This window comes from Nocardia brasiliensis NBRC 14402 (assembly GCF_000308475.2).
In the GTDB taxonomy this organism is placed as follows: Bacteria; Actinomycetota; Actinomycetes; order Mycobacteriales; family Mycobacteriaceae; genus Nocardia; species Nocardia brasiliensis.
In genome coordinates this window covers 16,547-42,596 of record NZ_BAFT02000052.1, presented here as the reverse complement: position 1 = coordinate 42,596, position 26,050 = coordinate 16,547, and the positions used below count along the sequence as shown (strand labels likewise).

Here is a 26,050-nt window from a genome sequence, read left to right as displayed (position 1 = left end):
GCCCGAACCCCGCCCGGCGCCCGATCCGGGCCGCCCGCTGCCGCCGGTACCCGAACCGGGTGGGCCGCTGTCCCCGCCGCACGACCCGACGCCGCCGAATCCGCTCTGACGGCAAGGGGATTCGCGTCGTCAGTCCCGTAGCGCGTCGTCGCGGAGCTGCTGCAGAGTTTTCGACAGAATGCGTGAGACGTGCATCTGCGAGACGCCGAGCACGTCGGCGATCTGGGACTGGGTCTTCGATTCGAAGAACCGCATGATCAGTACGCGACGCTCACGCTCGGGCAGCTGCTCGATCAGGGGGCGCACGGCGAGGTAGTCCTCCACCAGATGGTAGGAGGGCTCCTCGGCGCCGAGGCTTTCCAGCAGGGGCAGCGGCGCGTTCTCGATATCGTCGCCGGCCACCGCGTCGATCGAGGCGGACTGATAGGCGTTGCCCGCGATCAGCGCCTGGGTGACCTCGACCACGTCCACCTCCAGTTCCGCAGCGATCTCCCTGGCCCTCGGCATCCGGCCGAGCCGCTGCGACAACGCCTCCACCGTGACCCCGATCGTGAGCTGAATCTCCTTGGTACGCCGGGGAACTCGCACCGACCAGGTGTTGTCCCGGAAATGCCGGCGCACTTCGCCCATGATGGTCGGCACGGCGAAGGACAGGAACGAGGAACCCCGCTCGACATCGAAGCGGTCCGCCGCCTGCACCAGTCCGAGCCGGGCGACCTGCAGCAGATCGTCGAAATTCTCGCCACGCCCGGCGAATCTGCGCGCGATGTGCTCGGCCAGCGGCAGGCAGCGTTCGATGAGTTCGGCGCGCAGCGGCTCGCGCCGGGGATCGTCCTCGGCCAGCGCGGCGATCTTCTCGAACAGGGGCTCGATATTCTCGTAGCTGTCGCCGCGGGTTCCTGAGCTAACCGCCATCGGATGCCCTTCGCACCCAACTGAAGTCGACCACGGTGGGATGACCGGCCACATCCGCGTCGAACGGTGCCTGCGACGCGGCGATGGAGTGAGTCAGCGTGCGCACGATATGCCAGCCGAAACCCGCCTGACCGACCACCTGCTCCGAGGTCGCCACCGACGCGACGTGCACGATCATCTGGTCGGTGTCATAGGTGAATTCACAGTCGAGCTGCGAGCCCGGCACCGCGTCCAGGATCAGCGAGGTGGCCACCTCGTCCAAGGCCAAACGGATGTCGGTGACTTCGTCGAGCGCGAAATCGGCGATGAGGGCCACGGTTTCGGCGAGCCCTCGCAACATCGTCAACTGTTCCAGCCGAGCGGGGATTCGGACGCCGATTGTCGTTGTTTCCGTAGAGGATCGGGAAGTCCACTCCCCCATGCCCATCACCACCTTGCTCTCGCAGCCGACCCGGAGCCGCCAGGTTGTCGGGATCCGGTTCTCGCGGGGCGCCCGTCTGCCCACCGCCGCCGCGGCTACTCGCCCACCACGGCCGAACCCAGCGCCGCGAAGGCTGAAGATCCGAAACCGCGGCGCTTTTCTTCCCTACCGTCGTACCCTCCGCGGCTGGACCGAAACGTGGCGGGCGGGTCAGCCCGCTTCGATCCGTTCGTGGGCGGTGAGCAGCAGATGGTCGAACTGGGTCCGCAGTCCCACGGTCGAGTTGGTGAGCGACTCCAGATCCGCCACCAGCCGCGAGGCGAGCGTGCGCAGCTTGATGTTCGTCTCCTGCGAACGCCAGCTGAGCACCCGGAACGCCTGCTCCGCGTTGACGCCGTAGACCAGCATCACCGCACCCTTGGCCTGCTCGATCACCGCGCGCGAGGCCCACAGTTCCGGCAGGGCGTCGTCGAGCGCCTCCTGCCGATGTTCCTCGAGGGTCTCGGTGACGTCGATGTAGTACCCGGAGGTGCCCACGACCTCGCCCGCGTGATCGAAGAGGTGATCGGCCACGACGATGACGTGGTGCACCCGCCCCAGCGTGTCGAGAATGCGATGGCGGCTGGAGAACGGCTCGCCCTCCTCGATGGACTTGGCCAGCGCGCTGGCCACCTGGGCGCGATCGTCGGGATGCTTGTGCGTCAGCAGCAGTTCGGTCGTCGGCGTGACAGTGCCCGGCGCGTAGCCGTGCATCGCGGCCACCTCGCCCGACCATTCCCACCGCTGATCGGCGAACCAGAAACGAAAACTACCGACACTCTGTGGTGTCCCTAATCCGATCACCCGGTCCAGCGCGAGAGCGTTCTCGGGCTGGACCGGCCCCATTTCAGTCACAGCGCAAGTATCCGTCGAATGGGCACGCCACGCGAACAGATCCGGCTGCGCCACGCCGATGTCGACCCGGCGTGTCGGTCTACTCCGCCTCACCCGTCCAGCGCGGCGCGCATCGAGGGATAAGGGCTGAACAACGGCCTGACGCCGGAGACCTCTAGCGAACGCTCGACCTCCGGACTGCCACCGACGAGCCGCAGATCCACGCCGTCGCACGCGGCCCGCTGCCGGGTGGTGCCGAGCGTCGCGGCGGCCCGGATGCTGAGGAATCGCGCCGCGCGTAGATCTATCACCACCGCCGGGCAATTCGCGCGTACCGCGCGCTCGACGGTGGCGAAGAATTGCGGACAGACAGTGGCGTCCAATTCGCCTTCCACCCGGACCACCATGCATTCGTGGCGGCGGTCCACGCGCTGTGCCCAAGCCCGGCGGTGACGTGGCGCGGGCCCGGAACCGTTTCGATGCACACCTTCGGCGTACTCGTGTAAAGCGGAACTAGCGGACATAAGAGAGCCTCCCATACGGGGGGTTTCCAGTTCGACGCCACTGACCGGAACGATGAGAATCTCAGGCGAGCGTGTGTCGCGCAATGGGGCGATCGGTTGTCGCCACGATCCCATCGGCCGGTGTGTGGCGGGTGTGGGCGCCTGCGTCGAACCGGGGTCGGCTGTCGTCTCAACCTCACTACAGTGTGGCATGCGCGGCTACCACTGTCACAAATTCCTCCGACGCCGCTGATCAGGCCGAGGGTTACCGAACCGGCCAGCGGGTACGCCTTTTACCATGAAGGCCACGAATACGCCCGGCTCGGCCACGCGCCCGCCGTTGATTCGCCACCAATCCCCGGTAACCGCAACCATCGCGATCATCGCGACGACGGTACTGGTGGCGGTGCTATCCGTGGTCGCGCTCGGCATCGTCGTCTCAACCATGTGAGACCCGAGCCGTAACAGCAAGCAGGCCCGGTGGTTTCGTTCCCGCGCACTCGGGCATTCCAGGCGCATATTCGAAAAGCATTGGGTCACGCGATCTCTGGTCGCGCGACGGTGCCGCATGCCGCGCAGCAGTGGAGAGAACGGAGCACATCGTGAAGATTGCCATGGTTTCCGAGCACACCTCCCCGCTCGGCGAGCCCGGCGGCGCCCATTCGAGCGGTCAGAGCGTCCATGTCGGCGAGTTGGCCGCGGCCTACGTCCAGCGCGGGCACGAGGTCTCGGTCTATATCCGGCGGACCGACCCGACCAGTCCGACCGAGGTGGTCACGGCCGCCGGTTACCGGCTGGTCCGCGTGCCCGCCGGACCGCCGCGGGCGTTGCCATTGAACGAAAGTCTGCCGCATCTGGGCGATTTCGGCAGTTTTCTGCAGCGGCACTGGGGCCGGGACAAGCCCGACATCGTGCACGCGCACTTCTGGATGTCCGGGCTCGCCGCGGAGCTGGCGGCGCGGGCGCACGGCATTCCCGTCGTGGTGACCTTCCACGCCCTCGGCACCGTACGCCGCCGTAATCAGGGCTTGGCCGATACCAGCCCGCGTTCACGCATCCGTTTCGAGCGGCTGATCGCCGGGCGGGCCGCGCACATCGTCGCGACATCCGCGGACGAGGTGGTCGAGCTGACCAGGATGGGCGTGCCCCGGTTCCGGATCTCGATCGTTCCGTGCGGGGTGGATCTGGCCGCGTTCACACCAGAGGGCGGGCGCGCCGAACGTGGGCAGCGCTACCGGATGCATCGCCTGCTCTCGGTCGGAAAACTGGTGCCGCGCAAGGGGTTCGAGGTGGCGATCAAGGCACTTCAGGAGCTGCCGGACACCGAACTGGTGATCGCGGGCGGGCCGGTCGGTGACGATGTCGAGGACGACGGCGAAGGCAGGCGGCTACGCCGACTCGCGATGGAATACGGTGTGCAGGACCGTCTTCGGATGATCGGTCCGGTGTCACGGACGGAACTGCCGCGCTGGTATCGGTCCGCCGACGTGGTGCTGTGCACGCCCTCGTACGAGCCGTTCGGCCGCACCGCACTGGAGGCCATGGCGTGCCGGAAACCGGTGGTGGCCACCGCGGTCGGCGGCCTGCTCGACACCGTGGTGGACGGGGTGACCGGCCGGCTGATCGCGCCGCCGGACCCGCTCGCGGTGGCTCGCGCCGTGCGTCCGCTGCTCGACGACAAGACCCTGCGCGAAACCTGGGGCGCCGCAGGGTATCAACGTGCCGCGGGTCGCTACGCGTGGGATCAGGTGGCGCTGGAGACACTGACCGCCTACCACCGGGCCGCGCCCGCACACGCCGCGGAAGTCGTCTCCTCGGCGCGCTGAGCTGGTCCGATCGGTGGGCTGGATCCGATCGGGGCGCCGGGTCCGATCGGTGGGCCGGACTCGACGACTGTGCAAGGGTCCGATCGCCGGGCGAGGGTCCGACCACGGAGCCGGAGTCCGATCGCCGGGCGTGGCCCTGATCGGCGAACTCAGCGCGCTGCCGCGTCGCTCGCGTGGTCCGTCGAGTTGTGCTTGTCGCGCGGCGAGCGCCACCACCACGGCACGATCAACCACGCCCCCAAGAACAACACCGCGACCACCACCCCTGCCACCACGCCACCCGTGGTCCCGGTGACCAATTCGACGACCAGGATCATCGCCCCGGTCAGCGAGACACCGAGCAGGCCGATCCCGATCATCGCGCAGCGATGCGCCGCCGCGACCACGTTGCCCAGCCGGTGGCGCCGGAACAGGATGCGATGCCACGAGATGGGCGCGACGAGAAAGACGGTGGCCCCGATCGCCGCGGTCAGCGTGATCAAGTACAGCACTCGCAACGGTGGGGACAACGTCGCGAACGAAGCCTGGAACGGCACGATCAACAGCGCCGAGATCAGGAACTGCACACCGGTCTGCACCACCCGCAGTTCCTGGATGAGGGTGCTCCAATTGCGGTCGAGCCGTTCGACTTCGGTCTCCCCGCGCGCGTCCCGATTCCACTCGCGATCGTTTCGGCACCGATCGAATTCACGGTTGTGCTCGACCGCTGGTTCATTCTGTCGCTCGACCATGCCGCTCGTCCCTCGCCGGCTCGACGCTGTTCCACCGCCGCGGCGCGGTGCCGCGGCAACTCCGGCACCTGACCGCTTACCCGGCCCTGACGAAACGAATCACCGAGTCGGACACTCGACCAGCACAAATGTCGAACCGCCGCAGATCGGGCGTTTCGGATGACCGGACACGGGCACACGGGCGGTATGAAAACCGCGCACCGGAAGATGCCGACCCGATGACCGGCCATGTGCTGGTGGCCCGGTTGGACAGCGCGGGTGATGTTCTGCTCGCCGGTCCCGCCGTCCGAGCCGTCGCACGCAAAGCCGACACCTTGACCTTCCTCGCCGGGCCGCGCGGCAGTTCGGCCGCCGCCCTGCTTCCCGGCGTGGATCGGGTGCTCGAATTCGAAGCCGCCTGGGTCGGGGCCGATCCACCGCCGCTCACCAACGCCGGCGTGCGCGCGCTCATCGAATGCGTGCGGCTGCTGGCACCCGACGAAGCCATCATCGCGACCTCGATGCGGCAATCACCGTTACCGCTCGCCCTGATCCTGCGGATGGCCGGGGTGCCGCGGATCAGCGCCATCAGCCCGGACCAGGCGGGTACCCTGCTCGATGTCCGCCATCGTGTGGATGACGCACTGCCGGAACAGATCCGGGCCCTTTCGCTGGCGGCTGCGGCAGGTTATCCGCCCGGCGACCATCGGCTGCGGGTGCGCCAGGATCTCCCCGAGGTCGACGAATTGACCGGTGGCCCAGGCTATATCGTGCTGCACCCGGGTGCGCCTGAGCCGGCTCGCCGGATGTCGGCCACGCGCAGCCGGGAGGTCGCCGCGGCGCTCGTCGACGCCGGGCACCGGGTGGTGGTGACCGGCAGCCCGGCCGAGCAGACGCTCACCGGAACGGTCGCCCACGGCTTGGCCCGCGATCTCGGCGGCGCCACCGACCTGGCCGGTCTGGCCGCCGTACTCCGCGACGCCGATGCCGTGGTGGCCCCGAACACCGGTGCGGCGCCGTTGGCCGCGGCCGTGGACACCCCCGTCGTCTCCCTGTTCGCGCCGGTGGTGCCGGATCGGCGCTGGGCGCCCTACGGTGTGCCGACCGTCGTGCTCGGCAACCGCAGCCGACCGTGCGGCACGCACTGCCTGGACGCGATCCCCGACACCGCGATCGTCTCCGCGACCGAGTTGCTGCTCCGTAGCGCCGGTTGAGGGTCGAACGCCGGGGTACCCGCCCGAATATCCCCCTTGGGTGATGTGGACTAGAAAGGACCCCCCATGCTTCCCGGACCGAACGAATCGACCACGGGACACAGCGGTGCCGAGCACCACGGACGTCCCGAAGAGAACTTCCCGGACTACACTCGGACCTCACGCACCCACGTCGGTGAATCCATCGCCGACACCCGCAACTGGCCGGGCATCGTGCTGGTGGCGCTCGGACTGGTCGGCCTCGGGCTGACCCTGACCGCGGCGGGCTACGGCTTCGAAGGCTGGGCGATCATCGGCGCCATCGCGACGGTGCTGTGCTTCGCCATCGGTGTTCTCCTGGTGGTTGCCGAGCACCGCAGACTCAAGGCGAAGGAAGGCAAGCAGCTCAGCGACCCCGCCGGGCACTGATTGCCGGTCGCGCACCCGGGTATTGCGCAAGGGACACCGCCACGGGCGGTTCCTGCACTGAGGAGAACGACATGACTCATCATCGCCGTCGGTCCGGGTTGCGCGTCCTGCTGATCGCCGCGGCGCTAGCGGCCACCCCGCTGGCTGCCGCGTGCTCGGACACCGACAACAAGGAGGCGACCCCCGCGACGCCCACCGACTCCTCGATCACGCTGTCCATGCCCTCCGCCACCGCGCAGGTGCCCGACCCCGACGAGGTGGGCCCCGCGGCGGGAAAGCAGTTGTGCGACATGATGAGTCCCGAAATCGACAAGTGGCGTGCCGAGGGCGCCGCCGTCGCACGGGTGACGTTCAACGGCACCGTGCACAACTGGGCGGCGCGTAACGGCGGCCTCAACGACACCGTGCTGAAGGACCGCAGTGTCATCGACAAGATCACCTCGGAGCAATGCCCCGACGTCCGCAAACAGGCCCTCGAAGTGCTCGACGCCGCCGACCTCGCCTCCGCGCTGGTCGGTTTCGGCGGTTGAGCGTGAACAGGCCGGACCGATGACCGACCGCCATCACCGCAACGTCGTAGAACTCCTTGTCCTGCAACACAACCGAATGCGCGAACTACTGGAGGAGATGCTCGCCGCGGTAGGCCAGGAACGGCGAGCATCATTCGAAGAGTTCGTGCGCTGGCTCGCCGTCCACGAGGCCACCGAAGCGGAGCTGATGCAGGGCACCGCGGCCGGACGCTAGGCGACGAAGCAGTCCGGCTGAGCCACACGCCGCCGAGCACCGGGCCGCACCACCGCCGAGCGCTGGGCGACGCGGCAGCTCTGCGCCGGCCCTGACTCGGCCACCGGCGACAAGGCGGCCGGGCGCCGGTCGCTCGCTATACCCTCCGCTACGCCGCTGCGATCCAGCAGCTCGTCCGGCGACATTCGGGTACGCGATATTGGTGCGGCCCGGAGTGACCTGGCCGCGTGGCAACACCGCCGCGCTGGGCCCAAAGCGGCCCAGCACCGACCGCTATACCTCCGGTTCCCCACCGCGGCCCAGCAGTCGCAGCACGGCATTCGTCGGCATGGCGGGTACGCGATGCCCGTTGCGGCCCACCATGGTTCGACCCGCGAAGAGGGTGTTGAGCACTGCCTCCTCGACCACTTCCACTGCGGCTTCATAGAACGGATTCAGCTGGCCCCATGGAATGAATCTCAGGTTTTCGTAAGGGGTTTCGCCGTCGGGGAAGTTACTGGTCAGCGCGCCCTCGTTGGCGGTGGAGAACGCCAGGAAGATATCGCCGGAGAAGTGTGAGCCCGTGGTGCCCGTGCGCGCCAACCCCATCGGCACCCTGCGGGCCATCGCGGTCAGTTGGCCCGGCAGCAGGGGCGCGTCGGTCGCGAGCACCACGATGACCGAGCCGGAACCCGCAGGCGCGGTCCAGGTTCCGAGCGGGTTGTCGGCCAGTAGTTGCGTGCCGACCGGGACGCCGCGGATCACGAGTTCCCGGCGCGCCCCGAAGTTCGCCTGCACGAAAGCGCCCACCGTGTACGTGTCCGCGCCGTAACCCACACGGCGCGAAGCGGTTCCGTTACCGCCCTTGAAGCCGTAGCAGACCATGCCGGTGCCGCCGCCGACGCTGCCCTCGGCGACCGGCCCGCCCGCCGCGGCTTCGATGGCGGAAACGGCGTCCGCCGTGGTGATGTGCGCGCGGTTGATGTCGTTCAGGTAGCCGTCCCACGTCTCGGCGACCACCGGCAGCGCCCAATCGTCCGGCGAGTCCGGGAACGCGCCGACCAGCCAGTCGATGATGCCGCGGTGGCAGGTGCCGACGGCATGGGTGTTGGTGACCAGCACGGGCAGCGACAGTGCCCCGGTCTCGCTGAGGAAGGTGGTGCCGGTCATTTCGCCGTTGCCGTTCAACGAATACCAGCCCGCGGCGCACGGCCGGAACACACCGTCGCGGCCGCGCGGCAGGATCGCGGTGACGCCGGTACGCACATCGTCGCCGCGGATCAGTGTGGTGTAGCCGACCTCGACACCGGGCACGTCGGTGATCGCGTTGAACTGCCCCGGGACGCCGGTGAATTCGAGGCCGTGTGCTCGCGCGCGCAGAGTCATAGGACGAGCCTAGGGAACAAACTCGACTGCCGCGCGGCAATTTCGGCGAACATCCTTCGGCTCGCGGACCCGCACCCCGGACATCGATCGGCCGCGTTTGCGCAGCTCCGGACCGGCTATGCCGGAAGCATGAGGTCACTATGGTTGAACGACGCCGAGGTGCCGGCGCGGCTGCGGCTGACGCCGGGCTCGCGCTTCGACACCGTCGTGATCGGTGCGGGACTCACCGGTTTGGCGACCGCGTTGCTGCTCGCCGAGAACGGCGTCCAGGTGGCCGTGGTCGAAGCCGAACGGATCGGCGGCGGGACGACCGGCGCCACCACCGGGAAGATCAGCCTGCTGCAAGGCATCCGAGCCCAGCGGATCCGGCGGCAACACACCGCCGGCACCTTGCGCGACTACGTCGCGGCGAATCGCGAAGGCCAGCAATGGTTGTTGCGGTTCTGCGCCGAACACGCCGTGCCGGTGCAGCAGGCCGACGCGCTCACCTATGCGCAGCGCGAGTCCGAAATCGACCTGGTCCGTGCGGAATACGAGGTGACGCGGCAGGCCGGGCTACCGACCGAGCTGGTCCCGCAGCTCGACCTGCCCTTCCCCGCGTTCGGCGCGGTGCGCCTGGCCGATCAGGCGCAGGCGGATCCGATGGCGGTGCTCGCCGCGCTCGCCGTGGACGTCGAAGCGCACGCGGCGCCGATCTACGAGTCGACCCTGGTGCACGATGTGCGGCGCGGTCCGGACGGGGATCTGACGGTCGAGACCGAGCACGGTGATCTCGGCGCGGGCACCGTCGTCTTGGCCACGGGCACACCGATACTCGATCGCGGCGGCTTCTTCGCGCGGCTCACCGCGCAACGTTCGTACCTGGCCGCGTATCGGATCGGCGAAGAGATGCCGCGCGAAATGTACCTCAGTGCCGGACAACCCACCCGTTCGCTGCGCTACGCCCCGACACCCGACGGGGAACTGCTGCTGGTCGGCGGCAACGGGCATCCCGTCGGACGCACCCGTTCGGAGCGGCGGCACCTCGGCGACTTGACCACCTGGACGCGACAATGGTTCCCCACCGCGGAACTCGTACAGGAATGGTCGGCCCAGGACTACGCGCCGGTCGGCGAGCTTCCGTATGTCGGACCGCTGCTGCCTGGGCAGGACAGCATCTTGGTCGGCACCGGATACGCGAAATGGGGGCTCACCAACGGTGTCGCCGCCGCCATGGCGCTGGCATGTCGGATCATCGGAAAGTCACCGAGCTGGGCGGGCGCGCTGGGCAGCTGGCGACCCGGCGAACTGAAGTCGCTGCCGTCGGCGGCCTCCGCGAACGGCGCTGTGGCGCAACGGCTCACCGCCGGATGGTTACGGGCCGCCGCACACGGCGCACATACCGTGCCTGTCGAAGGCTGTGGGGTGGTGCGGCGGCACGGCCTGCGCCCGACTGCGACCAGCACGGTCGACGGCGTCACGACGAGTGTGTCCGCGGTGTGTCCGCACCTCTACGGCATCGTCCGCTGGAACGATGCCGAACGCTCCTGGGATTGCCCGCTGCACGGCTCTCGCTTCGCCGCCGACGGCACCCTGCTGGAGGGGCCCGCCACCGAATCGCTCGGCCCGCTGTAGCAGCGCTTGCCAGTCGCCGAGCCGCGGCGCATAGCAAGATCCTGCTGGAAAGCCGCGCTGCCCGGATCTGTTCAGTGTCCGTTGGCTAGCGTTGTTGTCGTGGTCCTCGACCGGCGCCGGTTACCGAACAACCGGGCGGCGCACCACCATTGAGCGGCGGGGAGTCCGCGCGGAGTCATCGGCACAGTGGCTCCGCGCGGGCGAGGATCTCCTCGACCGTCTGCTCGACGGTGAGATCCGAAGTGTCCAGCCACAATCCGAGGCGCGGCGTCTCGTCCCGCAGCACGGTGTCCAGATCCTCGACCGTGAACGAGCCGTACGCGACCTTGCCGCGGCCGGCCTCCCGGGCAGCGACCGCCGCCGGTCGCGGAGCCAGCACCACCACATACAGCGGGCGGGTCCGGAACTGCTCGATCGTGTAGGGCAGCAACTCCCCGAGCACCGTGTCCTGCACGATCGCGGTGAAACCCGCCGCGGCATAGGTGTCCGCCGTCTGAACGGCGAGGCGGTGCCGCAACCGCAACTGGTCCATCGCTTCAGCCGTTGGCTCCCTGCTCATCTCGGCCCGCCCGCCGACGACGAACCGCCGGTAGGTGTCGCCGCGAACGTGCGCCGAGCGCGGCAGCCGCGCCGCAAGCGCCTGCGCCACAGTCGATTTGCCCGCCGCCTGGATACCGGTGATGAGATAGGCCGATGCTGTCATACCGATCATGCTTCCAGTCCGGGCAATCGATTTTCCGCCCCCGCTAGCCACTCGTCCCGGCCCACCTCGTACTCGACCTCCCCCTGCTCGGTGCCGGGCAGCGGATCCTCGAAGTCGAGGTGAAACGTCCGGACATAGCGGAGCCCCACCTTCTCCAGCACCCGACGCGAACCGAGATTGACAGCCATGGTCTGCGCCCACACCCGCCGCACCCCGAACTCACTGAACCCCTTGTGCACCAGTGCCCGCCCCACTTCGGTCGCATACCCCCGCCCCCACACCGACGCCAAGAACCGATAGCCGAGTTCGACCTCCCGGCACCCGCCGTCAGCCGGCGGCTGCAACGCCACCCAGCCCACAAACGCACCCACTTGTTCCGCGTGGACCGAAGTCGCCACCGCACGCGTTCCGCCCTCCGAGTCCGGCGAAGTGGTGCGGGACGAACCCGCCACCGCACCAGCACGGCCGTCCGGATTCGGCGATACGGTCCCCGACGAACTTGCCTCCGAACCTGCTCCGCCAGCCCGATTCGGCAATACCGTGCCCGACGAACACGCGGCAGCCCCCACTCGGCTGGCCGAATCCAGTGACTCGCGGGCCGACCACGCACTGGCGTCGATCGCACCGCTGTCGGCCATGGCGGAGGGCGATATCGTCGACCGCTCCAGCACCGCGAAACGACCCAGCGGACTCCTCGCGTAGGCACGCAGAATCCGGGGCAGCACCTCGTCCTCGATTTCGGCGCGCGGCGTCGGCTCCCCGGTCAGGTACCGCATCACCGCCGGATCGCTGTCCAAGCGCACCAGGTGGTCGGCATCGTTCGCGTCGAACCAGCGCAGCACCAGCCGCGGCGTTTCCAGAAAAATCCGCACCGGCCATCCTGTGCCGATCGCCGCCCGCCCGTCCAACCCATTTCGCCCGAAGGACGAGTCCCACCGACGGCAGTGCAGCGTGCCCAACCACCACCCGCACGCCCGATCACAGCGCCCCGCGGACGACTCGCACCACCGGAATTCGGGGGCTGGCCGGGTGCTCGGGACGGCTCTACTGTGGCATTCTGTCCTGCGCAGTGGCGGCTTCTGGGTTGAAGCCACCTACGACCTCGAAATCGTCTGACTCGCCTCTGCATCTGCTCTGGGCCGCCAGAGCTGACCCACCGGAGCTGGTCCGCCAGTGCGGGGCCGCCGGAACCCGAGCATCGGCAATCGACCGCCCGCGCACTCCCCTACTCTGCGGCACGGGCCAGAAACGTGAGGTAGCTCGGGCTCTCGGGGTCGAGGACGATGGTTTGGCCGGTGATGTGGCGTCGGCGCCAGGGGGCGAGGAAGTGGCGGGGGAAGCTGGTGCGGCTCACGGCTACGCGTAGTCGGTGGCCGGCGCGGATCAGGGCTTCGGTGGGGTTGATTTCGATGTCGATGGTGAACGGGGTGCCGGGTTCGATGGGGAGGACTGCGTCAGCGGTGAGGGTGTGCAGGGGGAAGAGGAGTTCGCCGTCGACGTAATCGCTTGCGGCGGTGTCGATCGCGCGGTGGGTGGACAGCAGGGCGCCGCGGGTGAGGGGCACCGAGGCGCCGTCGGGTTCTACGTCGCAGACGGTGACGGACCAGAAAGCGTCGGCGCCTTCGGCTTCCGCGTTGAGGTGCAGGTTCATGGTGCCGGAGAGCACGGTGTCGGCAGGGAACGGCGCGCTGGTGAAGGTGACTGCACCCGCCTCGGCGTGCCGGTCGTCGGTGCCGAACCGCCGGCCGAACAGCAGGGTGACGCCCATGCTCATCACGCCGGTGTTGTTGGACGCCATGCGCGTTGGGCCGCTGGGCAGCGGGAGCCGCGATTCGATCTCGGACGGCTCGGCGGTGAGCGCGGCGTCGGCTCCCGCGTGGGGTGCGGTGCCGCTGGCCGCGGGGTCGAGGTAGAGCTTGCGCACGATCGCGGCTGGGTCGGGGAATTGCTTGTGCTGCAGCCATTTCCCGTCGCCCTGCCGGCGCACGGTCACCGGCCCGTACCGGTCGATACCGTTGTCGATGTCCTTGACCCAGCGGTCGAACCACGCGCACTGCAACTCGTCGATCGGCTGCGGGCTGTCCGGAGCGCCGAACCCAGATCCTGCGGTCAGATGGTACGAATCATCGACCAGCACCTGTTTCGCCCCGCCGGACAACGGCATTCGGTCGAACATCCGGAAGTTGGAGCGGTTGTAGACGTCGTGCCAGCCGCCGTGGATCCAGGTCGGCACCGTGATGTCTTCGAAGCGCGCCAGTTTGGTCGCCCACATCGGATTGAGGAAGCTGTCGGGATGGTTCTCGGTGAGTCCGATCTCGACGGCGTGGCGCACCCAGCTGGCCGGCTCGGCGAACCGGTCGCGCAGGAACTGCTTGGTGATTCCCGCCTTCCGCAGCCCCGACACCGACGGCAACCATTTGAAGCCGTTCACGGCCAGGATCCACAGCAGCATGCCCGGGGTCGGCACTCCGCCGGTCAGTCCCAGCTCACGCACCTGGTCTTCGCCGGCTTCGATCGCGAACACCGCGCGCAAGCCCTCCGGCTGCAACCCCGCGGTGATCAGCGCCGAGATCGCCCCGTAGGAGATGCCGGTGACCACGAATTCACCGTTGCACCAAGGCTGTTCGCGGACCCACGCGACGGCCTCCAGATAGTCCTGTTGTTCCCGCGGCTGGAAGAAGTCCCAACTGCCGGTCGACGTACCGGTCCCCCGCACGTCGATCATCAACCCGACATAGCCGCGCAACACCGCGGTGCGGTTGATCACGAACGGTTCGAGAATGCCGCCCGCGGGCGTGTACAGCACGTCGCGCGCCGTGAACCGCTGCCGGTCCGAGCCGCCGAGCCGGGCGCTGAGCGTCCGTAAGGTGTTGTGCCAGCGCATACCTCGGCGGTTGAGCATCTTGTTGTACGCGGTGAAGTTGATGATCGCGGGCAACGGCTCCCGGGCGGGCCCGGCGCCGTCGCCGGGTCGCAGGATATCGGCGGTGAGGACGGCGCCGTCGGACATCGGGATGGGAACCGTGTTGGCGCCGAACAGTTTCGGGTAGCGCACCGGGCCGATCTCGAATCGGTGGTGCGGCGGTACCGTCGTCGCCGCGGTGCTGAGTGGCTGGGCCGTCATAGTGCACGACGATAGGCGTAAACGAACACCGCCGTCCACGAAATCGGCACTACTGTCCCAGACGCGACGGTTCAGTAGGGGCTCAGGCGGGTTCGGCGCTCAACACGATGGTGGTCCAACCCCCGAGGTGGATCCGATCCCCGCTGCGCAAACGCACCGGCACCCGCGCGGGGATGCGGTCGTCACTGCCGTTGACGCTGGTGCCGTTGGTGGAACCGAGATCGGTGACGGTGAGCCCGTCGGCATCGAGGTGCAGGGTGGCGTGCGCGCGCGAGACACCGACGTCGGCGGGGGCGATGCCGAGGTCGATGTCCGGGCTGAGCCCCTGCGAGGCGCTTCGCTTGCCGATCAGAATGTCGTTGCCGTGCAGCACGATTCGACGTTCGGGATAGAACGCCGGGAACCCGACCTGGTCGGCGTCGGGCCCCTTGCGAGCGATCACCCGATCGTAGAACTCCCGATCGGCGGTGACGGTGGCGACCCAGACAACCGCGGGCGGGATCACCGTCTCCGTGGTCTCCTGCGCCGCGACGGGCGGCGCGGGCAAGGCCGAATCGTGTCCGCACTGCTCACAGAAGCGGCCGTCGGCGGGCGCGCCGCACGCGGGGCACAGCGCGCTCGGTTCGACCACGGCCGCAACCGATCCGATCGGCGCACCACAGCTGTCGCAGTAGTCCGTCGCGGTCGATTCGTGCCCGTCCGGGCAGGTGACGGTCATCTACCCCTCCTTCCGCACCCGGGCCGTCTTGGTCGATCGTGCGTCCAGCGCCATCTCTTCCGCGGCCGCGACGCCGGCCCGCAACCGGACCGTCCCGTTCTGCTCGTCGACCTCGACCACGCCGCGCAGCAGTTTCGCCGTGCCCTCGTTCCCCGATTCCGCGGCGAGTTCGACCGCCCGCCGCAATTTGGCCGTCGCGGTCTCGGTGTCACCGCTCTTGCGCGCCGCCAGGCCTTCCTGCACCGCCTGGGCCAGTTCGGCCTGCCCGGTGTAATGCGCGACGCGCCTGCTGATCCGGGCGGACAGTTCGGTGTCGGTGGTCCAGACAGCTTTCACCAGCCCCTGCCCGAGCACCTCGCCGCCGCTGACCACGCTGACCCGGGCGGCGAGCTTCTCCCGGCCCGGCGCACCGGGTTCCACCTGCACCTGCACGTGGTAGTCGCGATCCTCGGCACCCCACGCACCGAGCGGGTACTCCCCCACCTGCGCGGCGGTGTCGACCCGGCAGGCGGTGAGATCCTCGATGGCCGGCGCCACCTGCTTGACGAACCGCACCTTCGCCCCGGCCGGAGTCCACACCCGCAGGGTCAGTTCCGGGATCGCCTTGGCCATCGAGCCCCGCATCATCGCGGTGAAGTCCGCGGCCAGCTCGGCCGGGTCGGCGACGATGTCGACGGTGCCGTGCAGCGCCGAAGCGATGGCGCGCAATTCGTCCACCCGCCAATCGGTGCCGACGCCACGGCAGTCACAGGTGAACACGCCTTCGGATTGGGCGATCTCCGCCGCGAGCGCGGCGGGTTCCTCGTGCTCGTTCTTGCCGTCGGTGAGCAGGATCGCGTGCACCATCGCGCCCGGATGCTTCTTGGCCAGCTGCCTGGTGAGGCCGAGCCAGGTGCCCATCGCGGTGCCGCCGCCCGCCTTCAGCTTGTCGAGTTTGCGGCGCGCGGCGGCCCGGGATTCGCGGTTGGCCGCCAGCGACGGCACGTCGGTGGGAAAGGCCAACCGGGCGATATGTGTGCCCTCGATGATGGCGAACCTGGTCCCGTCGGCCATCGCGTCCAGCGCGGCCAGGGTGGCCTGGCGGGCGCCCGGGAATTTGTGCCCGGTGGCCATCGACCCCGAGCAGTCGACGATGATCACCTCGAGCCGCTCCTGCGGCGGCGCGGCGACCACCAGGTCGGCCGCGGTTTCCACAGTGACCACGGCATCGACCGTGCCGACCCCGTCGGCCAGATATTCGTTCTGATCGACGGCAACCGAAACACCGTTTCCGGCAAGAGAACTCACTGTACTTCTGCTCCTGACTCACCGGACCACGGAATGGGAACGAGGGCGACGGTGATGTTGTCGCTGCCGCCGCAGCGCAGCGCGAACTCGACGAGCTCCCGGGCGGCGACCGCCGGCGGGTGTGCGGTGGCGAGCTCGGCCAGCGCGGTCGCGTCCGACAGGTAGTTCCACAGGCCGTCGCTGCACAGCAGCAGCACACCGGGTCCGGTGGTGCGCAGCGTGCGAACGCAGTTGTCCGACCACGGTTTCACCGGTCCGTCCGCACCGAGCCAGCGGATCAGGGTGTGCGCACGCGGATCGTTCATGGCGGCCTGCTCATCCATCGCGCCCGCGTCGACCAGGGCCTGCGCCCACGAGTCGTCGACAGTCAGCCGCTGCGAGGCCGGGTTCGCGGGGTCCTCGGGTGCGTCCGCGTGCAGCCAATAGGCCCGGCTGTCACCGACATTGGCGACCGTGAGCAGCACACCGTCGGCGTCGGCCTGCACCACCGCCGACACGTAGGTGCACGACGGCGCGTGCCCGTCGGTGATCGCGATACCGCGCACTGCGGTGGCCGCGGCCTCGAGCCCGGCCATCACCGCCTCGCGCGCGGATCGTCCGGCCAGCAGTGCCGTCCGGCAGGCGTCGACACCGGTCCTGGCCGCGGTGCCCGACGCCACCTGGGGATCCTCAGAAGTCGATACCCCGTCCGCGACCGCGATCACCACCGCGGCGGAGTCGTCGAGCACCGCGGCGGCCACCGCATCCTCGTTGCGCGCGTGCGCGATTCCGCGATCGGTGACCACCGCGACGGCGCCGAGATCGGCGGCGAAGCGATCCGGCGCCCCGCGCAATTGCCCGCAGCCGGTGCAGTATCCGTCGGGATCGTAGCGGGTGCCGCCGCAGTTCTCGCAGTCCCCGGGCGGGCCCGGCTCGTTGTTCGGCAGCACGACCTGCTTGCCGCCCAGCTCGTGACCGCAGTTCTCGCAGAAGCGATCCCCCGCGTGCACCGCGGACGCGCAACCCGGGCAACGCGATTCGGGGGCGGCCGGCGCTACGGCGGACACCACCGGGGTCGGCAGCGTGGCCTCCGGATCCGGGTCGGTCATAGCGTGGTCCTCGGGCGGATGGTGTTCGCCTGCTCTACCAATGCGAATCGCTCCCACATGTCGTCGGTTTCATGGGCAAGGTCCCGATAGCAACGCTCCAATCCGGTCCGCACACCGTCTTGATCGAGCGGCACGCCGAGCAGCCGCCCGTGCTCGGACGGCACGCCGCCGGCCTGGAGCCAGTCGAGTGCGGCGGCCAGCACCTGCAGCCGGATCTCGGCCGAACGGCGCCTGGAGTCCAGTCGCAGGCGGGTGATCCGCTCCCCGGCATCGCGCAGGATCGGCTCGGTGAGTTCGGCCGGCGCTCGATCGTGCAGCACCGTGCGCACCGCGGCGATCCCGGCCTCGGTGAACAGCACCGAGCCCGCGTCGACCTGATCCAGCGCCGCCACCGCACCGTCGCGGTCACCGACCGCGGTGCGCAGCCGAGCCAAGCCGAACACCGCACTGAGGTAGCCGCGATCGGTGCGCCAGACCGTCTCGTAATGCTGTGCGGCCCTGCGCTTGTGCTGCGCGGCGGCGAAGTCGGTGGTCGCGGCGGCGGTACCGGACAGCTCCGCGACGGCGGCCAGCGCGAGTTTCGGCGCCGCCTCACCCGGCAGCCCGGCGTAGACCGCCTCGAACTCGATCGCCGCCTCCGCCAGATCGCCTGCGAGTAAACGGGATTGGCCGCGATACCAGGCCAGCCGCCAGTCGCCCCACAGCGTCGCGGCCGCCGCCGTCAGCCGCCGGTCGGCCTCGGCGCTGTCGCCCACCTCCAGCGCGGCCCGGATCAGCCGCAACGGAATCTCGGTCGACTCACCGCGTCCGGTGACCACCGAGCGCAGCCCCACCTCGAACGCGCGCTCCAGCTCGGCCGGCGTGGTGCCGCCGGTCGTCGCGAGCAGGGCGGCCGCGCTGTCCGTCGGATCGACGAGCGGAACGGGCAGGGCGGCAATGATTTTCGCCGCGTCCACCGCCGCGCCGACGCCGAACACACCGCGCGGGGGCCCGAAATAGGTCGACATGCCCGGCCGCGGTACCCCGTCGTCGAGCGACAGGACCTCGCGCAGCACGCCGGTCAACTGGTCGGCCATCTCCTCCATCGAGGCGAACCGCGCGTCCGGCGCCTCGTCGGTGGCCCGCAGCAGGAACCGGTGCAGCGAATCGTAGGTGGCGAGCAGTGGTTCGGTCTCCGGGCCGGGCAGCGCACCGAAATGACCGTTGTGCTGGGGCACGTGCATCAGCAGCACGGCGAGGGTGCGGCCGACGGTGTACACGTCGGTGGCGATTGTCGGGCCGGTGCCGGCGATCTCGGGCGCCCGGTAGCCCGTGGTGCCGTAGATCGGGCTGTCCTCGTCGTCCATCGCGATCACGGCGCCGAGATCGATGAGCTTGAGCTGCTCGTCGGTCTGCATCACGTTGTCCGGCTTGAAATCACAGTAGGCCAGGCCCAGGGAATGCAGGTATCCCAGAGCGGGCAGCATCTCCAGGATGTAGGCGATCGCTTGCGCGGGCGGCAGATAACCGCTGTCGGTCTCGCGGCGAGCGCGCAGGATCTGTTTCAGCGACGTGCCGCCGACGTACTCCATCACGATGTAGCCGACCGGCACCCCGTCCGCGCCCGCGTGCTCGACGAAGTTGTGGATCTTGACGATGCTCGGGTGCTCGACCTCGGCGAGGAAACGCTTTTCGGCCACCGCGGCCAGCATGGCATCGCTGTCGCCCGAGTTGAGCAGACCCTTCAGCACCACCCAGCGGTCGCTGACGTTGCGGTCGGTCGCGAGATAGATCCAGCCGAGCCCACCGTGCGCCAGGCACCCGGCCACCTCGTACTGGCCGGCGACCAGATCGCCCTTGAACAGCTTGGGGGTGAACGAGAATCGAGTACCGCAGTTCGGGCAGAACCCCTCGGTCCGGCCGGGTTTGCCGTCGCGGCCGCGCCCCACCGGCTTCTCGCATTTGCCGCAGAATCGTTTGTTCTCGGCCACTTCCGGGTCGGCCAGGATGGCGGTCGCCGGATCGATGCGCGGTACCCGCGGCACGTCGACCATGCCCGCGCCCAGCCTGCCGCGGCGGCTCGAGCGGGACGAGGACCGGCCGGTGCGCACCGAGCGCGAACTGCCGCGGGTGCTCGGGGTGGACGCGAGCGCGGCCGTCGGCGGGGCCGGCGCGGTGCCGCACACCTCGCAGTACCCGTCGATAACCGTTCCGGCGCAACCGGGTTCGGTGCAGTGCTCGGGCGTGGCGGCCGCCGTGGTAGCTTCGGCCGTGGCGGCCTCGTTCGGCTGGGCGGTCGAGCGGATCGTCGTCGCCTCCGCCGGGGCGGTGCCGCAGACCGTGCAGTAGCCGTCCTCGATCGTGCCGGTGCAACCGGGTTCGGTACAGCTCTGGGTACTCATGATCGCCTCCCCGATTTCGCCGCGACGAGTTGCTGGTAGTCGGCGACCGCGCGGGTGACGGCCGCGAGATCGCAGGGTTTGCCCGACAGCAACGCCGCCGCGGTCTCGTGCGCGGCGAGCAGATCCCGGCCTTCGCTGACGCCCAGCCGCGCCGCTTTGGCGTGATAGGCCGCCAACCTGCCGCGTAGTTCGGCCCGGCGGTCGAGCAGGCCCTGGGCCAGGTTCTCCGCGGCGACGGCCGCCGCGAGCGCACTGTCGATTCGATCGCGCAGCGCCGCCAGCGCCGCCGCACCGGATTCGGCCGCGACGGCGTCGAGTTCGCTACGCAGCCGGGCGGATTCGTCGGCGAGCCGCGGCAGCGGACCCGATCGTATGGTGCGCTCGACCTCCGCCTTGGCCTGCGCGGCGCGGGCCACGGTCGCCACGAGTTCGGCCAACCTGGTGCGCAGGGCGGCCACAGCGGCGGGCCGATTCGCCGCCAGCGCCGCGATTTCGGCGAGGATTGCTGCCTGCCGCCGCAGCGCACCGCCGAGTTCGGCGACGCGGGCATCGATCTCGGCGGTGGTCAGCGCGAGCGGATCGGTGGCCGAACGGCTCAGCAATTCGGCGATGCCGTCGCCGATCGCGCGCAATTCGGGTGTCGCCGCCGGCCCGGCGTTGTCCAAGGTCTCCTGCAGCGGGGCCAGACCCGACATCACCCGGGTGTTCACCTGGTCGACCGCGTCGAGGAATTCGGCGATCGACGGAAAGGTCGCCCGCATCCGGTCCACCGTATCCGCGAGGCCGACGAACAGCACGTGTTCGCTCGGACCGGTCAGCGAACGCTCGGCGAGCGGGATCGGGGTCCGCGACACCTCATACGGCCGCCCACGCAGCAGCTCGGTGAGTTCGGCGCGCCGACCGTCGTCCAGTTTGGCGCGGGTGCCGCGCACGGTGCGCGCGGAATCCAGGATCGCGCGCATCCGCCCGAGGTCCTCCCACATCAGCGCCAGCGCGTCCCGCACCGGCAGCCAGCGGGCCGCGGTGACCCCGGACGGCGGATACCGGCGCACCAGGGTCAGCCCGGGATGCTTGTCGAGTTCCAGCATCGTGTTCGTGATCGCGTCGAGTTCGGTTGTCCGACGGGTCAATTCGAGGTCGATCTCGACCAGGCCGAGCAGCTGCATGGTCCGGCTCATCCCACGTACCGGGCGACCGGCTGCCCCGGCGAGGGACCGAGCACGGACAGTTTGTCGGTGTAGATCCGCTGCCAGGTGCCGTCGGTGCGCATCCGCTCCAGCACGCCGTTGACGAACCGGACCAGCTCATCGCTGCCCTTGGGCGCACCGACCGCATACGCGCCCGTGCCGATCGGCTCGCCGACCACCTGCAGATTACGGTCCTGCGCGACCAGCCCGAACAGGATCGGATCGTCGCCGCTGACCGCGTCCACATGTCCCTGCTGCAGCGCGACCAGGCAGTCGGTCCAATTGGTGACGCCGATGACGGTGGGGCGCTTGGCCATCGCGAACAGCGGGGCCGCCGCGGTGGTACCGCGCGCGACACAGACGCGTTTGCCCGCGAGGTCGGCGCCCGTGCTGATGCCGGACTCGCGCGGTGCCAGGATGCGTTGGGCCGAGCGGTAATAGACGGCGGAGAAGTCTACTTCCCGGCGCCGCTCACACGTTGCGGAGAAGGTACGCACGATCAGGTCGACCTTCTTGTCGTGCAGCGCGGAAATACGCTCGGCGGCGGTCACCGAGCGCAGCTCGATCTTGTTGGGATCACCCAGTATGTCCTTGGCGATCTCGCGCGCGATATCGATGTCGAAACCCTGCAGCTGCCCGGTGCCCGGATCCCGGAACCCGAACAGGTAGGTGTTCTGGTCGACGCCGACCCGCAGCCTGCCGTTCGCGACGATCGCCGCCATCGGCGAACCCGGCGGCATCGCACCGGGTCTCGGCGGCACCGCGTTCGGTCGCAACGTCGCCTCCGAGTCGCAACTGTTGTCGCCTTCGGCCTGTGGCGGCGCCGCGATCTCCCCTGCGCCCGCCGGCTGCGGATTCACCGCGTCCAAGGTGCTCGGCGCGGGCAGATCGCCGGAGCCGCAGCCGGACACCAGGGCCGTGGCGCCGACCAGTAACGCGGCCAGGATCAAGCGTGATTTCACAGGAACTCCTTCAGCCGCGGCCACAGGCCGACCACCACCGCGGCGGCCGCGAACACCAGCAGGGCCAGCGTGCCGAACGGGCTCAACGTCAACGCCGCGCCCGCGGTGGACAAGTCGTCCCGCAAAGCGCGGCGCTCCTGGGCGAGGTTGTCGTTCATCGCGCGATCCAGCGCGGCGAACCGGGTGGCGGAGGACTGCGACCCGGTGCCGATCGCCTGGCTCACCGCCGTTCGATAATCGGCGGCCTGGTAGGCGGCGACCTGGGCGCGGTGTCCGGACAGCCAGTTCGCGAGTTCTTGGGATGCAACGGAATCGGGGGCGACGACGGTCGCGAGGCGCTCGCGCAGCTCGATCGAATGCTGGGTGTAGCGATCCTCGCCGGCCGCGATATCGCCGCGCGTGATCAGTTGCAGCGTCTCTTCGGTGCGTGCCTGCTGCGCCGCGATCCGCGCCTTGGCCAGCGTTTCGAACCGGCTGCTCGCACCGGATGCACTGGTGTCCAAGGCTTTCGACGCCACACCGGGCGCGACGATCAGCCACAGCAGTGCCAGCGCGGTCGCGCCCGCCGCCAGCACGACGCCGAGGTTGGCCCGGCGGTTGGTGCGCTGCAACAGGATCCAGGAGGCCACCGCGAAAGCGAGCAACACCAGCAGCACCAGCACGATGCTGAGCACCGGCCGCGCACCGATCGCTCGCTCGTCCGTGCGCACCGCGGCGAACCGCGCGGTGGTGAGCCGTTCGGCGTTGGGCAGCAGCGAATCCTGCATCAGGCCCGAGGCCTCGCTGAGGTAGGACGAGCCGACCGGGAAGCCCTGCCGATTGTTCGACCGGGCGGCCTCGACGAGACCGGTGTAGGCGGGCAGGTCGGCCACGATCCTGGCCACGATCTGCCGCGTTTGCTCGTCGGATGCCCCGACGGTCGCGTCCGCCAGCGCGGCCGCGGCGTCGGCGAGTGACTGCTGATACTGCTGACGCACCGCGGGCGCCTCGATCCCGCCGGACAGGAACGCGGTCGCCGCCGTCGCGTCGGCGGCCGAGAGCGCGACATACAGCCGCTGGGCGGCGAAGGCGAGCGGCTCGGTACGGTCCAGCGCGCTCTGCTGGCGGGCGTTCTTGCCGCTCATCTGGTTCATCGCGGTGAACCCGGCGAGCAGGCACAGCACGACGGACACGACGACGACGCCCACGATCACCCCCGGCGTCGTGCCGGCGAAGCGTCGCAACCACAGGGTCCCGTTGCGGATGCGAGGTCCCACACCGTCCTCCTTCATCTCCCCGGCCGGTGTCTTCGATCGCGATAGTACGGGAGGAGGATTCGGTGCGCCGACCGATTGCCCAGGTCCTGGACAAACGCCGCTGACCAGGCAAGTCGGGGCTTGTCCGGCGGCGATCGCACTGCTCGGCCGCGACGACGCGGGCCGCCGTGCTCAGCTGGGTGGGCGAATCACCTTGGGAGCGGTGCTGATTCGTGCTACGACCAGTGCCGCGACGCACATCCCGGTGATGGTGAGCCAGCCCAGCCGGGCGGGTGGCTGGAACGCGGTCGCCGAGGTCAGTGCGCCCGGGTGGCTCGCGATGAGTGAGCCGATCACCGCGACACCGAGTGACTGACCGATCTGTCGCGAGGTGGTGGCCACGCTGGCCGCGACCCCGGCCTGCGCGGCGGGCAACCCGGCCACGGCCGTGGCGGTGATCGGCGTGTAGATCAGGCCGATCCCGGCGCCGAACAGGGCATAGCCGATGAGCAGCAACGGTTTATCGCTCGCGTCGAAGGTCAGCGCCAAGACCACCGACGCGAGAATCGCGGTCAGGGCACCCGCACTCAAGGCGCTGCGTGCGCCGCGATGCGCGACGATCCGGCCCGACATCGGCCCGAACACGAACATCGCGGCGGCCATCGGCACCAGCGCGAGACCCGCCGCCAGCGGTGAATCGTGCCGAATCTCCTGGAGATAGTAGGTGTTCAGGAACAGGAAGCCGCCCATCGCGCCGAACGCCAGGATCGCGATCACCACCGCACCGGTGAACGGCGGCGACCGGAAGACCCGCAGATCGATCAGCGCCTCCTCGTGCTGCGGGGCATAGCGCGCCAGCGCGGCCAGGCACACCGCCGCACCGGCGAAACAGCCGAGCGTGACCGGCGCGGCCCAACCACGATGCGGCCCTTCGATGATCGCGAACACCAACAGTCCGATCAGGCCCACGATCAGCAGCTGCCCGCGCGGATCCAGCGACCGCGGCCGGTCCGACCGCGACTGCGGTACCACCAGGAAGGTCAGCGCCAGCGCGGTCACCGCGATCGGCACGTTGATCCAGAACACCGCTGCCCAGCCGATCGAATCGACCAGGAACCCGCCGATCACCGGCCCGGCCGCCATGCCGATCCCGATCGAGCCGCTCCAGACGCCGATGGCCCGCACCCGCCGGTCCGGATCGGTGAAGACGGTGGTGAGAATCGCCATCGCCACCGGATTGAGCATCGAACCGCCCACCGCCTGCAGCACGCGGAAAGCGATCAGCCAGCCGATCGACGGCGCGAGGCTGCACGCCAGCGAACCGATGGCGAACACCGCGAGCCCGATCTGGAAGACGGTCCGGCGGCCGATCCGGTCGGCCAGCGAACCCGCGAAGGTGAGCAGGCAGGCCAGGGTCAAGGTATAGGCGGCGACCACCCATTGCGCCCCGGCCAGCGAACCTTCGAGGTCGCGGCCGATCGCGGGTAGCGCGACGTTGACCGCGGTGGTGTCGACGTTGGCCATCACCACGGCGGTGCAGCACACCCCCAGCACAACGCAGCGTTGCAGGGTACCCGGCGTATTCGGCGCGACAGCGGCGCTGATCGACATGCCAGCATACTTACCGCATCCTGGCGGTTCTCCGACGTCCGACACGATCAACGCCGAGCAGGGTGGGCGCGCTCGACGCCCGAGCGCGGGTCAGTGAACGCCCGCCGGTACCGGGACCTCGCGCGGCAGCGACCGCCCCTCGTGCAGGCGGAACTCCTGGGGCGGGCAACCCTTCCACCGCCGGAACGCACGGATGAACGACGCGGCTTCGGCATAGCCGAGGCGCGCCGCGACCTGCTCGGTACTCATGTCGGTGTAGGTGAGCAGCTGTTCGGACATCAGCTGGCGCACCTCGTCGAGCAACGCGCGAAACGAGGTCGCCTCCTCGTTGAGGCGGCGCGAGAGCGTGCGCGGGCTCATGAACAATTCGTTCGCGACCGCGATTTGATCGGGCAACTCACCCGGACTGCGGACGAGCAGGTCGCGGACGCTGCCCGCGACACCCGAGCGGGGCTGCCTGCGGTGCAGCAGGTCCCGGCAGAGCTGGGCGCAGTCGCCGCGGGCCCGTTCGTGGTTACGCGGCATCGGTGCGTCCAGGCCTCGGCTGTGGAAAGTCACAACGTCGGACCGGGCGCCGAAAAGCGGTTGCACGCCGCAGATCTCACGGTATCGACGGGTGTCCGGCGGTGCCGCGTGCCGGAATTCGATCCGGATCGGTGAAATTTCTCCGTCGAACAGCTGGGTGCACACGGTGGCCGCACCCGTGAGAATTCGCTCGGCGAGAAAAGCGCGGATATGCGCCGGATTCTCCGAATCGTCGAAGCGTAACCGGATCTCGCCACCGGTCTGCTCGGCGGTGAGCCGGCCCGAGACGAAAACGCGGTCGAGATAGCGGGTCGCCACGTCGAATCCGTCACGCAGCGTACGGCTGCTGAGCAGCGCCAGACCCCAGGGCCCGGTCAGCGGCAAGCCGGTCCGGCTGCCCGCTTCCGCGCCGAGCGCGGCTTCGGTACCGAAGCGGGCCAGCAGGTTACGGATCACCACCAATTCCTGGTGCACCGTGCACTCGGTATCGCCACGCGTGAGCGTGGTGCCTGCCAGGCCGTCGGCCGTGGCCATTCCCCGTTCCTCGGCCAGCGCGAGCAATACGCGCAGGCCGGCCGTGGTCGTCCGGCGCAGATCCCGATCGAACATTCGCTCGCATTCCTCATCGAATTCGCC

General features: G+C 69.4%; 25 protein-coding genes. 7 read left to right on the top strand and 18 right to left on the bottom strand.

Annotation, left to right across the window (positions count from 1 at the left end; genetic code table 11):
- Positions 1–129 precede the first annotated feature (129 nt).
- From TY25_RS15965 to TY25_RS15950, 4 genes are all read right to left on the bottom strand, one after another.
- The gene (locus TY25_RS15965) at positions 130–915 is read right to left on the bottom strand and encodes a SigB/SigF/SigG family RNA polymerase sigma factor (RefSeq protein ID WP_042257001.1); all 786 of its coding nucleotides are present in this window, start codon (positions 913–915) and stop codon (positions 130–132) included.
- Positions 905–1,255, bottom strand: a complete 351-nt coding sequence (locus TY25_RS15960; RefSeq protein WP_081868908.1) for an anti-sigma factor — start codon at positions 1,253–1,255, stop codon at positions 905–907. Before TY25_RS15960 ends, TY25_RS15965 begins: the two co-directional genes overlap by 11 nt.
- Positions 1,256–1,546: 291 nt before the next feature.
- Positions 1,547–2,221: a PAS and ANTAR domain-containing protein gene (locus TY25_RS15955; protein ID WP_042257000.1), complete on the bottom strand. Its 675-nt coding sequence runs from the start codon at positions 2,219–2,221 to the stop codon at positions 1,547–1,549.
- Between the two features lie 98 nt (positions 2,222–2,319).
- Entirely contained in the window at positions 2,320–2,733 is a 414-nt protein-coding gene (locus tag TY25_RS15950) for an STAS domain-containing protein (protein WP_042256998.1), read from the bottom strand.
- Between the two features lie 277 nt (positions 2,734–3,010).
- Here TY25_RS15950 and TY25_RS42690 point away from each other — a divergent pair, with 277 nt between their 5' ends.
- Together TY25_RS42690 and TY25_RS15945 are read left to right on the top strand one after the other, a co-directional pair.
- Positions 3,011–3,163, top strand: coding sequence for a hypothetical protein (locus tag TY25_RS42690; RefSeq protein WP_156055102.1), 153 nt, complete (start codon positions 3,011–3,013; stop codon positions 3,161–3,163).
- Positions 3,164–3,314: 151 nt separating this feature from the next.
- A complete protein-coding gene (locus tag TY25_RS15945) occupies positions 3,315–4,538 on the top strand; it encodes a glycosyltransferase (RefSeq protein ID WP_042257016.1) in 1,224 nt (407 codons plus the stop codon).
- Positions 4,539–4,687: 149 nt separating this feature from the next.
- On the opposite strand, the gene TY25_RS15940 is transcribed toward TY25_RS15945, so the two are convergent.
- Positions 4,688–5,269 carry a DUF6328 family protein gene (locus TY25_RS15940; protein WP_042256997.1) on the bottom strand — a complete coding sequence of 194 codons (582 nt, stop codon included), beginning with the start codon at positions 5,267–5,269 and terminating at the stop codon, positions 4,688–4,690.
- A gap of 218 nt (positions 5,270–5,487) precedes the next feature.
- On the opposite strand from TY25_RS15940, the gene TY25_RS15935 reads away from it, so the two are divergent.
- From TY25_RS15935 to TY25_RS15920, 4 genes are all read left to right on the top strand, one after another.
- On the top strand, positions 5,488–6,462 hold the full coding sequence (locus TY25_RS15935; RefSeq protein WP_042256996.1) for a glycosyltransferase family 9 protein: 975 nt from the start codon (positions 5,488–5,490) through the stop codon (positions 6,460–6,462).
- A 66-nt stretch (positions 6,463–6,528) separates the two neighbouring features.
- Positions 6,529–6,870 (top strand): hypothetical protein, encoded by a 342-nt coding sequence (locus TY25_RS15930; RefSeq protein ID WP_029896260.1) that lies wholly within the window; start codon positions 6,529–6,531, stop codon positions 6,868–6,870.
- Positions 6,871–6,941: 71 nt separating this feature from the next.
- Positions 6,942–7,400: a hypothetical protein gene (locus tag TY25_RS15925; protein ID WP_042256995.1), complete on the top strand. Its 459-nt coding sequence runs from the start codon at positions 6,942–6,944 to the stop codon at positions 7,398–7,400.
- 19 nt (positions 7,401–7,419) lie between these two features.
- The gene (locus tag TY25_RS15920) at positions 7,420–7,614 is read left to right on the top strand and encodes a hypothetical protein (RefSeq protein WP_042256994.1); all 195 of its coding nucleotides are present in this window, start codon (positions 7,420–7,422) and stop codon (positions 7,612–7,614) included.
- A gap of 273 nt (positions 7,615–7,887) precedes the next feature.
- Here TY25_RS15920 and TY25_RS15915 read toward each other — a convergent pair whose 3' ends face one another.
- The gene (locus TY25_RS15915; RefSeq protein WP_042256993.1) at positions 7,888–8,979 is read right to left on the bottom strand and encodes a DmpA family aminopeptidase; all 1,092 of its coding nucleotides are present in this window, start codon (positions 8,977–8,979) and stop codon (positions 7,888–7,890) included.
- Positions 8,980–9,108: 129 nt separating this feature from the next.
- On the opposite strand from TY25_RS15915, the gene TY25_RS15910 reads away from it, so the two are divergent.
- Positions 9,109–10,593 carry an FAD-dependent oxidoreductase gene (locus tag TY25_RS15910; protein ID WP_042256992.1) on the top strand — a complete coding sequence of 495 codons (1,485 nt, stop codon included), beginning with the start codon at positions 9,109–9,111 and terminating at the stop codon, positions 10,591–10,593.
- A 175-nt stretch (positions 10,594–10,768) separates the two neighbouring features.
- On the opposite strand, the gene TY25_RS15905 is transcribed toward TY25_RS15910, so the two are convergent.
- From TY25_RS15905 to TY25_RS15840, 12 genes are all read right to left on the bottom strand, one after another.
- Positions 10,769–11,296, bottom strand: a complete 528-nt coding sequence (locus TY25_RS15905; protein WP_042257014.1) for an AAA family ATPase — start codon at positions 11,294–11,296, stop codon at positions 10,769–10,771.
- 5 nt (positions 11,297–11,301) lie between these two features.
- The gene (locus TY25_RS41690; RefSeq protein ID WP_218568576.1) at positions 11,302–12,168 is read right to left on the bottom strand and encodes a GNAT family N-acetyltransferase; all 867 of its coding nucleotides are present in this window, start codon (positions 12,166–12,168) and stop codon (positions 11,302–11,304) included.
- A 353-nt stretch (positions 12,169–12,521) separates the two neighbouring features.
- Positions 12,522–14,420, bottom strand: a complete 1,899-nt coding sequence (locus TY25_RS15890; protein ID WP_052383002.1) for a CocE/NonD family hydrolase — start codon at positions 14,418–14,420, stop codon at positions 12,522–12,524.
- A gap of 82 nt (positions 14,421–14,502) precedes the next feature.
- Positions 14,503–15,138 carry a double zinc ribbon and FHA domain-containing protein gene (locus TY25_RS15885; RefSeq protein ID WP_042256991.1) on the bottom strand — a complete coding sequence of 212 codons (636 nt, stop codon included), beginning with the start codon at positions 15,136–15,138 and terminating at the stop codon, positions 14,503–14,505.
- Positions 15,139–16,425 (bottom strand): vWA domain-containing protein, encoded by a 1,287-nt coding sequence (locus TY25_RS15880; RefSeq protein WP_042256990.1) that lies wholly within the window; start codon positions 16,423–16,425, stop codon positions 15,139–15,141.
- Positions 16,422–17,513, bottom strand: coding sequence for a protein phosphatase 2C domain-containing protein (locus TY25_RS15875; protein ID WP_042256988.1), 1,092 nt, complete (start codon positions 17,511–17,513; stop codon positions 16,422–16,424). Before TY25_RS15875 ends, TY25_RS15880 begins: the two co-directional genes overlap by 4 nt.
- Positions 17,510–19,894 (bottom strand): serine/threonine-protein kinase, encoded by a 2,385-nt coding sequence (locus TY25_RS15870; RefSeq protein ID WP_193125446.1) that lies wholly within the window; start codon positions 19,892–19,894, stop codon positions 17,510–17,512. Before TY25_RS15870 ends, TY25_RS15875 begins: the two co-directional genes overlap by 4 nt.
- The gene (locus TY25_RS15860; protein WP_042256981.1) at positions 19,891–21,072 is read right to left on the bottom strand and encodes a hypothetical protein; all 1,182 of its coding nucleotides are present in this window, start codon (positions 21,070–21,072) and stop codon (positions 19,891–19,893) included. Before TY25_RS15860 ends, TY25_RS15870 begins: the two co-directional genes overlap by 4 nt.
- Positions 21,069–22,043: a glutamate ABC transporter substrate-binding protein gene (locus TY25_RS15855; RefSeq protein WP_042256979.1), complete on the bottom strand. Its 975-nt coding sequence runs from the start codon at positions 22,041–22,043 to the stop codon at positions 21,069–21,071. Before TY25_RS15855 ends, TY25_RS15860 begins: the two co-directional genes overlap by 4 nt.
- Positions 22,040–23,299: a GlnX family signal transduction membrane protein gene (locus TY25_RS15850; RefSeq protein WP_226887298.1), complete on the bottom strand. Its 1,260-nt coding sequence runs from the start codon at positions 23,297–23,299 to the stop codon at positions 22,040–22,042. The genes TY25_RS15855 and TY25_RS15850 overlap by 4 nt, the downstream gene beginning before the upstream one ends.
- 171 nt (positions 23,300–23,470) lie before the next feature.
- Positions 23,471–24,889: an MFS transporter gene (locus tag TY25_RS15845; RefSeq protein WP_042256975.1), complete on the bottom strand. Its 1,419-nt coding sequence runs from the start codon at positions 24,887–24,889 to the stop codon at positions 23,471–23,473.
- A gap of 90 nt (positions 24,890–24,979) precedes the next feature.
- Positions 24,980–26,023 carry an AraC family transcriptional regulator gene (locus tag TY25_RS15840; RefSeq protein WP_042256973.1) on the bottom strand — a complete coding sequence of 348 codons (1,044 nt, stop codon included), beginning with the start codon at positions 26,021–26,023 and terminating at the stop codon, positions 24,980–24,982.
- Positions 26,024–26,050 lie beyond the last annotated feature (27 nt).